The sequence below is a fragment of the Mucilaginibacter phyllosphaerae genome (genome assembly GCF_004378255.1).
Classification (GTDB): domain Bacteria; phylum Bacteroidota; class Bacteroidia; order Sphingobacteriales; family Sphingobacteriaceae; genus Mucilaginibacter; species Mucilaginibacter phyllosphaerae.
Window position 1 is genome coordinate 527,570 of the sequence record NZ_SNQG01000004.1, and the last position, 14,582, is coordinate 542,151.

At 42.9% G+C, this 14,582-nt stretch carries 12 protein-coding genes; 7 read left to right on the forward strand and 5 right to left on the reverse strand.

The features are described from left to right. Window positions 1–57 precede the first annotated feature (57 nt). Window positions 58–1,239 (reverse strand): acyl-CoA dehydrogenase family protein, encoded by a 1,182-nt coding sequence (locus E2R65_RS13440; RefSeq protein WP_134336981.1) that lies wholly within the window; start codon window positions 1,237–1,239, stop codon window positions 58–60. Window positions 1,240–1,506: 267 nt separating this feature from the next. On the opposite strand from E2R65_RS13440, the gene folB reads away from it, so the two are divergent. After that, a complete protein-coding gene (gene folB, locus E2R65_RS13445) occupies window positions 1,507–1,863 on the forward strand; it encodes a dihydroneopterin aldolase (protein ID WP_134336982.1) in 357 nt (118 codons plus the stop codon). A 5-nt stretch (window positions 1,864–1,868) separates the two neighbouring features. Continuing rightward, window positions 1,869–3,266: an FAD-binding oxidoreductase gene (locus E2R65_RS13450; protein ID WP_134336983.1), complete on the forward strand. Its 1,398-nt coding sequence runs from the start codon at window positions 1,869–1,871 to the stop codon at window positions 3,264–3,266. Window positions 3,267–3,290: 24 nt separating this feature from the next. Here E2R65_RS13450 and E2R65_RS13455 read toward each other — a convergent pair whose 3' ends face one another. The 3 genes from E2R65_RS13455 to E2R65_RS13465 are packed head-to-tail and all read right to left on the reverse strand — an operon-like array spanning window position 3,291 to window position 7,221. Next, entirely contained in the window at window positions 3,291–3,968 is a 678-nt protein-coding gene (locus tag E2R65_RS13455) for an arylesterase (protein WP_134336984.1), read from the reverse strand. A 3-nt stretch (window positions 3,969–3,971) separates the two neighbouring features. Continuing rightward, window positions 3,972–6,524, reverse strand: coding sequence for an ABC transporter permease (locus E2R65_RS13460; protein WP_204986313.1), 2,553 nt, complete (start codon window positions 6,522–6,524; stop codon window positions 3,972–3,974). Window positions 6,525–6,531: 7 nt separating this feature from the next. Then, the gene (locus E2R65_RS13465) at window positions 6,532–7,221 is read right to left on the reverse strand and encodes an ABC transporter ATP-binding protein (protein ID WP_134336985.1); all 690 of its coding nucleotides are present in this window, start codon (window positions 7,219–7,221) and stop codon (window positions 6,532–6,534) included. A 149-nt stretch (window positions 7,222–7,370) separates the two neighbouring features. On the opposite strand from E2R65_RS13465, the gene E2R65_RS13470 reads away from it, so the two are divergent. The 3 genes from E2R65_RS13470 to E2R65_RS13480 all read left to right on the forward strand — a co-directional run bounded on the left by E2R65_RS13470 (window position 7,371) and on the right by E2R65_RS13480 (window position 11,931). After that, complete coding sequence (locus tag E2R65_RS13470) at window positions 7,371–8,075, forward strand: NUDIX hydrolase (RefSeq protein WP_134336986.1); 705 nt, start codon at window positions 7,371–7,373, stop codon at window positions 8,073–8,075. A 113-nt stretch (window positions 8,076–8,188) separates the two neighbouring features. Further along, on the forward strand, window positions 8,189–10,915 hold the full coding sequence (locus E2R65_RS13475; RefSeq protein ID WP_134336987.1) for a gliding motility-associated C-terminal domain-containing protein: 2,727 nt from the start codon (window positions 8,189–8,191) through the stop codon (window positions 10,913–10,915). Continuing rightward, the gene (locus E2R65_RS13480) at window positions 10,915–11,931 is read left to right on the forward strand and encodes a PorP/SprF family type IX secretion system membrane protein (protein WP_134336988.1); all 1,017 of its coding nucleotides are present in this window, start codon (window positions 10,915–10,917) and stop codon (window positions 11,929–11,931) included. The genes E2R65_RS13475 and E2R65_RS13480 overlap by 1 nt, the downstream gene beginning before the upstream one ends. A gap of 106 nt (window positions 11,932–12,037) precedes the next feature. Here the strand turns inward: E2R65_RS13480 and rpoN are convergent, their stop codons facing one another. After that, window positions 12,038–13,513, reverse strand: a complete 1,476-nt coding sequence (gene rpoN / locus E2R65_RS13485; protein WP_134336989.1) for an RNA polymerase factor sigma-54 — start codon at window positions 13,511–13,513, stop codon at window positions 12,038–12,040. 157 nt (window positions 13,514–13,670) lie between these two features. Between rpoN and mscL the strand changes: the two genes are divergently transcribed. Together mscL and E2R65_RS13495 are read left to right on the forward strand one after the other, a co-directional pair. Then, entirely contained in the window at window positions 13,671–14,063 is a 393-nt protein-coding gene (gene mscL, locus E2R65_RS13490; RefSeq protein ID WP_134336990.1) for a large conductance mechanosensitive channel protein MscL, read from the forward strand. Window positions 14,064–14,090: 27 nt separating this feature from the next. Continuing rightward, a complete protein-coding gene (locus E2R65_RS13495; RefSeq protein ID WP_134336991.1) occupies window positions 14,091–14,432 on the forward strand; it encodes an MmcQ/YjbR family DNA-binding protein in 342 nt (113 codons plus the stop codon). The last annotated feature ends 150 nt before the right edge of the window (window positions 14,433–14,582 follow it).

Here is a 14,582-nt window from a genome sequence, read left to right on the forward strand (position 1 = left end):
CAAATATAATATTTGCGAAGCAATCTTACTACTTATGGCTATTAAATTGTTATAAGCTTATTTGAATGCGTTTTCGCCGGTAACATCCATACCGGTTATCAGTAAATGAATGTCATGTGTACCCTCATACGTAATTACCGACTCAAGGTTGGCCATGTGACGCATTATTGGGTATTCGCCGGTGATGCCCATACCACCCAGCATCTGTCGGGCTTCGCGGGCTATGTTGATTGCAATTTCTACACTGTTACGCTTTGCCATTGATATTTGCGCAGCAGTAGCACGGTTTTCATTTTTTAAGGTGGCAAGCCGCCAAACTAACAACTGGCCCTTGGTTATTTCGGTGATCATTTCGGCCAGTTTTTTTTGCTGGAGCTGAAAGCCGCCTATAGGCCGCCCAAATTGCACGCGCTCTTTTGAATAGCGCAGGGCGGTATCGTAACAATCCATAGCGGCGCCTAAAGCGCCCCAGGCAATACCATAACGGGCCTGGTTTAAGCAGCCCAGAGGCCCTTTTAAACCCGATACGTTTGGCAGCAGGTTTTCTTTAGGCACTTTTACATTATCAAAAACCAATTCGCCGGTGGCTGATGCGCGCAACGACCACTTGTTGTGCGTCTCGGGCGTGGTAAAGCCTTCCATTCCGCGTTCAACTATTAATCCGCGGATCTTGCCTTTCTCGTCTTTTGCCCAAACTACGGCAATATCTGCAAATGGTGCATTCGAGATCCACATTTTGGCGCCATTTAAAATATAATTGTCGCCGGCATCTTTAATATTAGTAACCATGCCGCCGGGGTTAGATCCGTGGTCGGGCTCGGTTAATCCAAAACAACCCATTAGTTCACCGCTGGCCAGTTTGGGCAGGTATTTGTGCTTTTGCTCCTCGCTGCCATAGGCATAAATAGGGAACATTACCAATGATCCCTGCACAGATGCCGTGGAACGGATACCCGAGTCACCCCGTTCTATTTCCTGCATAATGATGCCGTAAGCCATATAATCTAATCCGGCACCGCCATATTGTTCGGGTATGGTTGGGCCAAAGGCGCCAATTTCTGCCAGGCCCTTTAACAAATGTTTAGGGAACTCGGCACGCTGTGCATAATCCTCAATTACCGGGCTTACTTCTTTTTTCACCCATTCGCGTACGCTGGCGCGTATCAGCTTGTGTTCTTCAGATAAAAGTTCATCTAAAAGATAATAATCAGGAGCCTCATACAGGTCGGTCTTAGCCATAGCGTTATAAAATTGGTTGGCCAAATATATGGCATTAAACGTAAGTTAAACAAAGCCTTAATCGTTGTTTTTGCATACCGGAAGGCACTTTGTGCTAAAAAGCGTGTTTAAACTGTTTAAACATATTTTTTAGTAAAATCTTTTTTTAAGAAACTCGATAGCTTCAACAAAAGCTTATCTACAGAGAAGTTCGATGCCTGTAAAGGTTTCCTTGAATGATGATTTATGCGTGTATTAAACCTGCAAATATTCCCTTACTTTTGAAACATGATAAAAGTAGCTTTAGAAGGCGCTGAATTTTTTGCCTACCATGGGTATTATCCCGAGGAGCAAGTAATAGGCACACACTTTTTAGTAGATGTGGCGGTAGGTTTTTATGCTGATATCGACGTTGAAAAAGATAACCTGAGCAATACCGTTAATTACGAAGTGTTATATAACATTATTGAGGAAGAGATGCAGCACACCCGCAAAGTAATCGAAAGCGTTGCACAAAGTATTCTAAACCGCATCAAAGCCGAATTTACATTTATTGAAACTGCCGGGGTAACCATCCGTAAGCAAAGGCCACCTTTCCGCGGGCCGCTCAAACAATCGGTTATTACGCTTAGTTATCAAAAATAATATTTATGCATTACAATAAGATTACGCCCCATATACTTGACCAGCTAATAGCTATTGTTGGCGCCGATAATATACTGACCGCTAAAGCCGAGATAGAAAATTACAGCCATGATGAAACCGAAGACCTGGTTTATTACCCCGAAGTTGTAGCCCGGCCACAAACGGTATTACAGGTTGCACAATTAATGAAACTTTGTAACGATAACCTTATACCTGTTACGCCGCGCGGGGCCGGTACGGGTTTGGCAGGCGGTGCCTTGGCGGTGCATGGCGGGCTGATGATATCTATGGAACGTTTTAACAACATACTGGATATTGATGAGCAAAACTTGCAGGCAACGGTAGAGCCCGGTGTTATTACCGAGCTGTTTATTAATGCCGTAGCCGAAAAAGGCTTATTGTACCCGGTTGACCCGGCAAGCAAGGGCAGCTGTTTTATAGGCGGCAATGTGGCTAATTGCAGCGGCGGGCCAAGGGTAGTTAAATATGGTACCATTCGCGAATATGTATTGAACATGGAAGTGGTTTTGCCTAACGGCGACATCATTTGGACGGGTGCTAACACGCTTAAATATGCATCGGGCTATAACTTAACCCAACTGCTTATCGGATCAGAGGGTACCTTGGGTATCGTTACTAAAATAGTTACTAAGCTTATTCCAAAACCAACGCTGGATGCTTTGATGCTGGCATCATTTACAACCAATGAAGATGCCTGCGCTGCGGTATCAGCCATATTCAGGGCCGGCATAGTGCCTTCTGCGCTGGAATTTATGGAACGCCGCGGTATGGAATGGGTGATAGAACACGATGGTATTGCATTCGACCTGAAAGACGGGATAGGGGCGTTTTTATTGATAGAAGCCGACGGTACCAATCAGGATGTGATATTTGCCGATTGTGAAAAGATAAACGAGGTTTTAGAGCAATATAATTGCCAGGATGTACTGTTTGCAGATACATCGGCACAAAAAGAAGAACTTTGGCGCATCAGGCGTACGATGGCCGTATCGGTTAAATCAAACTCGGTGTATAAAGAAGAAGATACCGTTGTGCCGCGGGCAGCTTTGCCGCAACTGATAAAAGGTATAAAAGAAATAGGCGCCAAGTACGGTTTTGAATCGGTTTGTTATGGCCACGCCGGCGATGGCAACCTGCATGTAAATATCGTAAAGGCAGGTATGAGCGATGCCGACTGGAACAGTAAGCTGCAAGACGGCATCACCGAAGTGTTTGAACTAACCGTTGCCTTAGGCGGGACGCTATCCGGCGAGCATGGTATTGGTTTAGTACAAAAAAATTATATGCCCTTAAAATATACCCCGGTACATTTTGCTATCTGGAAAGGCATCAAAGCTATTTTTGACCCAAACGGGATCCTGAATCCGGGGAAGATATTTTAATTGCCTGCGTATAATTAAAAGTATTTACAGTATTCCTTTTATCACCTCCCAAACGTTATTGGCCAATATTTTATCACCGGCTGCTGTTGGGTGGATGCCGTCTTTTTGGTTTAAGGCGCGTACACCACCAACACCCTGCAGCAGGAAGGGTACCAGCGCCATATTGTTTTTAGTTGCCAATTTTGGGAACATATTTTTAAAATCGCTTGCATAAGTAGCACCCATATTTGGCGGTACCTGCATACCCAGCATTACCATTTTGGCTTTTGGATATTTTGCCTTTACACGGTCAATAATAGTTTGCAGATTTTGTTCGGTTTCTTTTACAGGGATGCCGCGCAGGCCGTCGTTTGCGCCCAGTTCAAGCACAAAAATATCAATATGCTGTTTAAGAAGCCAGTTTATACGGCCTTTTCCGCCTGCAGAAGTTTCGCCGCTCAGGCCGCCATTAATAATAGTATAAGGCAGTTTAGCCGAATCTATCTTTGTTTGCAATATGCCTGGATACGCCTCTGATGGGTCGTCAAGCCCGTAACCCGCAGTTAGGCTATCACCAAATACTAAAATACTTTTGGTGGGTTTGCTTGCTGCTATTTTAGCGGTATCGGTTGCCTGGGTGTCATTTGATGTGGTTTTGCTGCCGCAACCTGCAAAGGTTATACTCAAAAAAAGGGCCGCAACTACCTGGAATTTATTCAACATACTTTAAGAATTTGACCGCAAGATCTCGAGCGGTGGTTTATTTAAAACGCCTCTGCTGTTAAGCAGGCCTATTATTACCGTTAACAAGGTTATAATGAAAAAGATGGCTGCAACCGGTAAAAAATTTACGGCATAAGGCATATTAAAGGTGTATCTGGCCAGTAGCCAGCTGCTGCCTATCGCAATCACAATGCCTGTTAATGCAGAAAGTGCACCCAGAAAAAAGTACTCCAGGGCTGTTATAGCAAAGATCTGTTTGCGGCTGCCACCCAGGGTGCGTAGTAAAACGCTTTCCTGTATGCGCTGGTATTTGCTGATACGTACAGATGAGATCAGCACAATAATGCCTGTAATGATGCTGAACCCGCTCATAAATTTAATAACGTAGCCTATCTTGCCCAGTAGTTCGTCCAGCACGTTCAGGATCAACCCAAGGTCGATAATAGATACGTTGGGAAACTTTTTTACCACCGCCTGCTGATAACTGGCAGATACCGTATTATTGGGCACGTGGGTGAGCAAAACATGTATCTGCGGTGCATCTTCTAAAACCCCGGTTGGGAATACCACCTGGAAATTAGTTGATACTTTATTCCAGTTTACTTTACGGATGCTGCTGATGTAGGTTTGCATCATAACCCCCTGTACGTTAAATACTAACTTATCGCCAACTTTAGCATTGATGCGGGTAGCAAAACGTTCTTCGGCAGATACGGGGATCTCTTTACCGGGCTTGGCTTTGCCTTCCCATTTACCGCCGGTAACCTGTTCAGATGCGGTAAGCGAATCGCGGTAGGTTACACGGTATTCATAAGCATAAGCCCGCTCTGAGATACGCAGGGTACTGTCTTTTTTGGCATCGGCGGCTGTTTTGCCATTCACTTTTTCCAGCCGCATGGTAATGATAGGCACTTCGGATAGTACCGGCAAGCCTTGTTCACGGGTAAGGCCTGCAACGGCTTTTTTTTGTGCCGGTTGAATATCAAACAAGATCATGTTAGATTGATTGCCGCCGGTAGATAACGTTACCTGCCCGATAAGCAATTGCTGGATCAAAAATAGCGTACAAATAAATGCCGTACTTAAACCGATGGATACCGTTAAAATAATGGTTTGATTATTGGGCCGGTATAAATTAGCAAAACCCTGCCGCCAGATATAACTCCATGAACTCATTACCAGCAACCGGGTAAACCTGATGAGCAGCCATGCGGTAACTGTTAATATCATAAATGCCAGGGCTATCCCTATCGTAAAAAATGCAGCGCCCGCCCAATTACCAATTTGCAGGTACGCGAATGAAGTGATGAAGAGGAGCACCAGTATATAAACCAGCCATCTAAACGGATCGCGGGCGGTGCTAATGTCATCTACCGAAAGCCTGAGCGTGTTTAATGGCGATATATTGCGAATAGAGATGAGTGGCAGTAATGCAAAAAGTATGGATATAACCAATCCCAGTATAACACCTTGCCCAATGGCCAGCCAAGAGATACCTGCGGATATGGTTATCGGCAAAAAATCTTTTAGCACCATTGGCAGCACTTGCTGGATGCCCGTGCCTAACAGCGCACCCGCTACAGATCCAATTAAACCTATGCCGGTTATCTGGATAAGGTAAATCAAAAACGCCTCTGACGCTTTTACGCCCATACAGCGCATAATGGCGATGGAGCGGATCTTTTCGCGAATGTAAATATTTATGGCGCTTGCTACGCCTACGCAGCCCAGTAAAAGCGCTATAAAACCTACCAGTGACAGGAATCTCGACAGGTCGGCAAAAGAGCGGCTGGTACCTTCTTTTTTACTTTCTACCGTATCATAATTAAAACCTGCTTTATCCAGTTGCGCATCCAGTCCTTTCGCCAGTTTTTCTATATTGGTATTGTTGTTAAACTTAAAGTAATAACTGTAATTAATTCTGCTTCCGGTAGTTATCAATCCTGTTTTATCCAAATACTGCATCGGGATATAAACGATGGGTGCAATACCCGCAGCAATACCTGTTTGCCCCGGCGCCTTGTTAAGTACCCCCGTAATCATAAAAGTTTCGTTACCCACTTTTAACGAATCATTTACTTTGGCGTTAAACTGTAACATCAGGGTTTTATCAACTAACGCATATTTGCCCTTTTTAAATGATTTACCGGCTTGTACCGGTGCGGTTTCCAGTTCGCCATAGTAAGGAAAGTTCCCCTGTAGCGCCTTTACATTAACCAGCCTGGTATTCTGGCTTTTGGTAAACAGTACCATAGAAGGGAAACTGCGCTCCTGCGATCGGTCGTCGCCCAGTTTATTCAATAGATTTTGCAGCTTATCGTCGGGTTCTTTATTGCCGCTGATGCTTAGGTCGGCCCCAATCAGTGTTGCAGCCTGGCTGTTAATGTCATTCTGTATGTTATACCGGAGTGAGTAGATAGCCACTAAAGCCCCTATGCCAAAAACAATAGATGAGATAAATAGTAACAGCCTGCCGCGGTTACGGCGGCTATCGCGCAGGGCCATTTTAAATAGCCAGGCAATATTGATCTTCCTTTTAAAATTTACATTATCCATGGGCGCGTTAAACATTACCGGTTATATCATCGGCAACTAATTTGCCACCCTTTATTTTTATAATTCGCTGTGTTTTGGCAGCCAGTTCCAGGTCGTGCGTTACTAAAATAAGGGTAGTACCCGCCTCCCGGTTCAGGTCGAAGATCAGTTTTACCACCTTTTCGCTGGTTTCGGCATCCAGGTTGCCGGTGGGCTCGTCTGCAAACAAGATCCTGGGCGAGTTGGAGAAAGCCCTTGCCAGGGATACCCTTTGCTGCTCGCCGCCCGATAGCTGGGCAGGGTAGTGGTGCCCGCGATCGGCCAGGCCAACCTTATCAAGCAGATCTAAAGAGCGTGCCTTAATATTCTTTTCGCCCCTTAGTTCTAACGGAACCATCACGTTCTCTAAAGCCGTTAATGTAGGCAGCAGCTGAAAATTCTGAAAAATGAAACCTACATATTGGTTACGTACCTGTGCCCGCATATCTTCGCTTAAACTGCCCAGGTTGATGCCGTTTAACTCCACAGTGCCGCCGGTAGCGCTGTCCAGGCCGGCACACAGGCCAAGCAGGGTAGTTTTACCACTGCCGGATGGCCCCACAATGGCATTGGCCGAGCCTGCTTTGATCCCGAAATTAATATTATCTAAAACCGTAAGCAAACGGCCAGCGCTTTTATAAGTTTTATTTAAGTTTAAAATGTTTAGTATATTTTCCAAAACGATGTTTTTTGTTGCTGTAATAAAGTAAATATCAAATAATTATTAATAAGAGCAGGCTGTAATTTGTTTACTTACAAATACATTACATAAGGTTACTGTTTTTAAAATGCCGAATATTTTTTACACTTGTAAAATAACCCACTTCTATGCAAAAATACTCGGGGCAACATCGCATACTAGTTGCTGTAGACTGTATCATATTTGGTTTTGATGGCTGGAACATTAAATTGTTACTGGTAGAGCGAAGTTTAAAGCCCGAGAATGGAAAATGGAGTTTAATGGGCGGCTTTATGGATGCATCAGAAAGCCCCGAGGATGCAGCCAACCGCGTGCTGGAAGAGCGTACCGGCTTAAAAAACGTTTACATGGAGCAGTTTCAGGTATTTGGCAAGCCCGACCGCGACCCCGTGGAACGTACTTTATCTGTTGCTTATTTTGCGCTGATAGACATTCAGCAATATGAAAAACAACTTACCAATGATAACCACCCCGAATGGTTTTTGCTTGATGAAATGCCTGATATGGTTTTTGACCATGCCGAAATGGTGAAACTTGCAATGAAACAATTGCGTTACAAAGCAGCTTTGCACCCTATATTATTTCAGTTGCTGCCGGGGCGTTTTACGATACCACAATTACAGGCTTTATATGAAGGTGTGTACCAGACTAAATTTGACGACCGTAACTTTAGCCGTAAGCTGTTATCTACCGGTTTGTTGATAAAATTAGCCGAAAAAGACAAACAATCATCTAAAAAAGGCGCATTTTATTACCGGCTGGATCAATCTAACTACGAAGAGAAATTTGAGAAGTTTCTTAACCTGGTACCAACTCCGGATAAATTCTTTTAAGCTTATTTTATTGATGCAATGCTGTACCGGCTTATGATGTTATAATTAATCTGCTTACATTTAAAGCACTTTTGCCGCTGGTGGAGGGCAGATGATTATAAACCATTATAACGTTGAACAAGGTAAAAGTATTTGTTAGTGTAATAAGCATTTTTTTGGTTTGCTGCAGCTACTTTGGCTTTGCCCAGGGCAATTCCTCTAATCAGGGTAAAGAATTCTGGACGGCGTACATGTCGCACGTTGAAGATAATCGCGAAAGCACGATGATCCTGTATATTACAGGCGATGAAAATACTACCGGTAAAGTAGAAATTGCTGATGAAAGTGCGGCCGATATTTTATTCACAGTTACAGCACGGCAGGTTACGCAGGTAAAGGTTAGCCGGGCCGCTTATTTGCGTGATGCCGGGCAGTATCTAAAAGGTTTGCATATTACAGCAGCAAAAAATATTGCCGTTTACGCACATATTTATTCCCAAAGTGTATCGGGGGCCACCTTGCTTTTGCCGGTGGCCGTTTTAGGGAAAAACTATTATTCCATTAACTTTACGCAGCAATCTAACGCACAAAAACCAACATATTCGGTATTTATGGTTGTTGCTACTGAAGATAATACTATAGTAGAAATAACCCCATCCCAAAATTTAACAGGTGATCATCCTGCAGGCGAGCCTTTTCAGATTACCCTGAGAAAGGGAGAGGTTTACCAGGGCATGTCTGCTAATGATCTTACCAACACCCAAATTAAATCAATCAGTACAGCAGATGGTGTTTGTAAGAAAATAGCGGTATTTTCTGGCAGTACAAAAATTGCTATAGGTTGTTATTCACCTGAAGCTGATCAGTTCACTTCAGATAACCTTTTCCAGCAGGTGTATCCCACATCATCATGGGGTAAAAACTATTTAACCGTACCGCTAAAAAATAGAAACTATGATATTTTCAGGATATTTGTGAGTGATCTTGATACAAAAATAACCATAAATGGCAATATACTCCCGCAAAGCAGTATTCTCAATAATCATGTTTATCAGTTTACTTCCAGCCAGGTAAATTCAATTACCGCAGATAAGCCTATACAGGTTGTACAATATGCAGTTTCACAGGGTAAAACACTAAACAGCGCATGTGTGTTTGATGATGACGACCTAGGCGATCCGGAGATGATCTATCTTAACCCGCTCGAGCAAACGCTCAATCATGTTACCTTATATTCGCCAAGTGCAAACGCTATTACCAATAACTATATCAATGTTGTTATTAAGGCAGATAAAGCAGCAACCTTTAAACTTGACGGCGTACCTTATACAGGGTTTGTAGTTATGCAAAACGGTTCGGGTTATGCTTATGCGCAAATAGCTGTTAATTCGGGTACGCATTACATTAGTGCTGATGATGGCTTTACTGCTATTGCTTATGGTTTTGGGCCAAACGAATCGTATGGTTATTTGGCCGGTACAAATCTTAAAAACCTTAACGAATACATTACCATTACAAACCCTGCCACAAACACATCCCAATTAAATGGTTGCAGCGGTATTCCCTATAAATTACAATTGGTCTTATCCTATCAGATCAACCAAATAAAATGGAACTTTAATGACGGCTCTCCTATACAAATATTAAATAATCCTGTAGGGGTTCCAGTTCAAAAGGATGGCAAAACGCTGTACAGATATGATTATCCGGAAGATAAGCTATACACACAGGGTAGTTATAATTATACTGCAACAGTTTTTAACCCGGTGGCCGACGAATGCGGCTCTACAAAAGATATTGATTTTAATTTTACCATTACTGATTTTCCAAAAACGGAGTTTGAACTGGGTGGTAACTTATGCAGTGCTAATCAAATCACTTTGCATGATAAAACTTCTGCACCGCCGGGTAGTGTAGGTAAAATAAAGATCTGGTGGGACTTTGCCAACAATCCTGATAATTTTGAGGTGTTTAATAGCAGTACCATTGCTGCGGATAATAATTATTATCACACCTATCCTTACTCGCCTGCATCTGCCAGTTACACCGTTAAAATGATTGTTTATACCGGCGAAGATGAGTTATGTGATAATGGCTATGAAAAAACCGTTATTATACAAGGCAGCCCCATGGTTTCTGTAAATACAATTAATGATATCTGCCAGGATGCTGCTCCTGTGCAATTGGTGGCAGATAATAAGGGTTTTGCAGGCACAGGCAGTTATAGCGGAACCGGTATTAACGCAATGGGGTTATTTAATCCTGCTGTATCCGGGCCGGGCACATTTACCATAACCTACCATTTTATTGCAACTAATGGCTGCGATGCTTTTACAAATTTTGATATAACTGTTAACCCCTTACCCATAATTGATGCAGGTAAAGATCTTATCTTATTGGAAGGAGAAAGCCTGATACTGCCTGCAAAGGCAATCGGCGATAATTTAACTTATCAATGGGAGCCTGTAAAAGGGTTAGATAACCCTGATGTTTTAAACCCGGTAACTACTACAACAGAAGATACTTATTATAAGTTGACGATAACTACTGCTTTTGGTTGTGTTGCACAAGATGAATTATTTATAAAAGTGCTTAAAAAGCCGGTTATTGTAAACGCATTTACCCCTAACGGAGATGGTATAAATGATACATGGACAATTAAATATTTAGAAACTTACCCCGGAAACACGGTAGACGTATTTAACAGACAAGGAGAAAAGGTATATTCGTCTGTAGGATATGCAGAACCTTGGGATGGACGGTACAGGGGTTCCATACTGCCAACAGGAACTTATTACTATATTATAAACCCAAAAAACGGACGGAAAGTGATAGCCGGTAATGTTACTATAATAAAATAATGTTGAAGAAACTTTTACTGATCTTATTATTTTTTGTTTTAACTATAACGGCCTTTGCACAGCAGCGGCCGCAGTACACGCAATATATTTTTAATAATTATTTGTTAAACCCGGCAGTAGCAGGTATAGAAAACTACACGGATATAAAACTGGGTTACCGTAGCCAGTGGACCGGCCTCGAAGGCGCCCCTGTTACGGCTTATTTTAGTATCAACGCACCTTTGGGTACCGAATTTACACAAGGCGATGCCAATGCTTTCCCGGCATCGGGCGGCGCAAGCCCCTATAGCAGAAGTTACGTGCAGGATTATCGTGCTGCCGAGCCGCACCACGGCATAGGTTTTATGCTGGTAACGGATAAGGCCGGGCCCATAGATCAAACCAATATGGCGGCTACGTACGCCTATCATCTGGGGATAACGGAAAATCTGAACCTGGCTGTTGGTGTATCTGCGGGGTTTAATCATTTGTATCTGAACACCTCATTGATCACCTTAGAGAACCCGGACGACCCGACACTGCGCAATATCAATAACAACCAATGGAAACCGGATGCAAGCGTAGGCATATGGGCCTATGCTGCCAACTATTATGTGGGGGCATCTGTGCAGCAAATAATACCTAACAGCCAGTATTTTACCACCCGGAATAATTTAAACCTGAATAAAACTGTACCACATTATTTTCTTACCGGCGGTTATAAAATTCCCCTGTCAGACGATGTGACGTTTTTACCATCGGCCTTATTAAAATTTATACCACCTGCACCAACAACGTTTGATGTGAACATGAAGCTTTCTTTTCGTGACCGGTTCTGGTTTGGTGGATCTTACCGTAAAGATGATTCTTTTGGCATACTGGCGGGTTTTAACTTAAATTCATACATCAACGTTAGTTACTCTTATGATGCAACCACCTCGGCGCTGCGTACCGTAAGCAACGGCTCGCATGAAATTGTATTAGGCATATTATTAAATAACCGGTACAACCTAACCTGCCCGCAGCATTCATGGTAGGGTTGCCCAGCTTACAAATTGTGGGCAGGATACAAAACAAAGTAGCCCTTTAATAAACTTAAAGGGCTTTATACATTTTAAAAATTCCGGCTTTACAAGTCGTGGTCTAAAGTTCTTTTCTGAGCCTTGCTACCGGAATGTTCATTTGTTCGCGGTATTTGGCAACGGTACGGCGGGCAATATTGTAGCCGGCTTCCTTTAAAATATCGGTTAATTTTTCATCGGCAAGGGGATGGCGCTTATCTTCCTTGCCAATATGTTCTTCCAGGATCTTTTTTACCTCTTTGTTAGATACTTCTTCACCGCTTTCTGTCTGGATAGCCTCGCTGAAGAAAGATTTTAACAAAAAGGTACCAAATTCGGTTTGTACATATTTGGAGTTAGCCACACGCGATACGGTAGATATATCCATACCAATACGGTCTGCAATATCCTTTAATATCATCGGCTTTAAATTCTTATCGTCGCCGGTTAAAAAGAAATCGTATTGGTACTGCATAATGGCATTCATGGTTTTTAGCAGCGTTTGCTGGCGCTGTTTAATAGCATCGATAAACCACTTTGCCGAATCAAGTTTTTGCTTTACAAACTGTACCGCTTCTTTAAGTTTTTTATCCTTTTGCGATGCCTTGTCATAATGCTGAAACATCTCCTGGTAAGAACGGCTCACTTTTAGCTCCGGTGCATTTTTAGAATTTAGAGTAAGGATCAGGATGCCATCGTTGTTTTTGATATGAAAATCTGGTATCACCTGCATTTGTTTGGTGCTTACCTCGTTGCTATCACCGGGTTTTGGGTTAAGCTTCAATATCTCGTTCACTACACCACGCAATTCCATAGAATTCATGTTTAATGATTTCTCCAGTTTATCGTAATGCTTCCGGGTAAACTCATCCAGGTAGTTTTCTACCACCAGTATAGCCTTTTTTATAATAGGGTCTGCCGCATCTTTACGGCGAAGCTGTATCAGCAGGCATTCCTGCAAGCTGCGTGCGCCTACGCCCGGGGGGTCAAAACTTTGTATTACCTTTAACATATCCTCCACCTCTTCGTCTTCGGCAATCACGTTTTGCGAAAACGCCAGGTCGTCTGTTAACGACATGATAGGCCTGCGCAGGTACCCGTCGTCATCCAGGCTACCGATGATCTGCTTGCCTATGCTAAAGTCTTTATCAGATAGCGGCAGCAGATCAAGCTGTGCCTGCAAGCTTTCAAAAAACGAGCTTTGTACAGCAATCGGGATCTCTTTGCGTTCGTCTTCATCATCGCCATTCTGGTCATAACGGCTGCCGTAATCGTTTACGCTGTCATCTTGCAGGTAATCATCAATATTAAATTCATCCATCGGCCCCTGGTCGTCATCACTGTTGTAAGTATCTTCGTCCGGGTCGCGATCGGGGTATTGTTCTTCGGGTTCGTTCAAATTAGTTAAACTCAGGTCTTCAAGCGCAGGGTTCTCCTCCAGTTCTTCCTTAATACGGGTATCAAGCGACACGGTAGGCACCTGCAGCAATTTTATAAATTGTATTTGCTGCGGAGAAAGCTTTTGTAAGAGTTTTTGTTGAAGATTTTGTTTAAGCATAATAGTAGACGAAGCCAAAAATACACCAATTACCTTAAAGTGTGAAAAATTACTTGCAGCAGGTGTATTTACGATGATAAAAATGTTTTTGCAGGAATTTTGTTTGGATAAGCCACAATTTTATTGCTAACTTTAATAACACACAACAATTATACTTATGGGATTTGTAAAAGAGTTTAAAGAATTTGCAGTTAAGGGCAACGTATTAGATCTGGCTATTGCGGTAGTAATAGGTGCGGCATTCGGTGCGATTGTAAAATCGCTGGTAGAAGATATTATTACGCCTGCCGTATTAACGCCTGCCTTAAAAGCAGCACACCTGTCAAACTTAAGCCAACTGGTTGTGCCTGGTACGGCCATTAAGTACGGTAACTTTTTATCCCAGGTTATTTCGTTTATTATAATTGCATTGTCACTGTTTATTATGATCATGGCTATCAACAGATTTAAGAAAAAAGAGGCTGTTGCACCAACCGTAGTGCCTGCGCCAACTAAAGAGGAAATTTTGCTTGCCGAGATCAGAGATATATTAGCGGCGCAGAAAGCTTAACAATAAACTTACATCAGCGGAAGAGGGATGATAGATATTGATAAACTCCGCCAAATTGCTCTGTCGTTACCACAAGTTACCGAAGATCCTCACTTCGAGAAAACATCCTTCAGGATCAATAAAAAGATTTTTGCTACAGCAGTGCCCGGCCACAACCGGGCCACTGTAAAGCTTTCACCTGCCGATCAGGATGTGTTTTGCACATTTGACAGCACTGTTATCTATCCAGTACCCAATAAATGGGGCAAACAGGGGTGGACACATATTGATTTATTATCCGTTAAAGAAGACATGTTAACCGAGATCCTGAAAACAGCTTACTGCGAAGTAGCCCCAAAGGAATTAGCGGCGTTAATTTCTTTTGAATAGCGAAAACAAACTCACTTCAAATCGCTTCTCTCTAACCTCTAACCTCTAACCTCTAACCTCTAACCTCTAACCTCTAACCTCTAACCTCTAACCTCTAACCTCTAACCTCTAACCTCTAACCTCTAACCTCTAACCTCTAACCTCTAACCT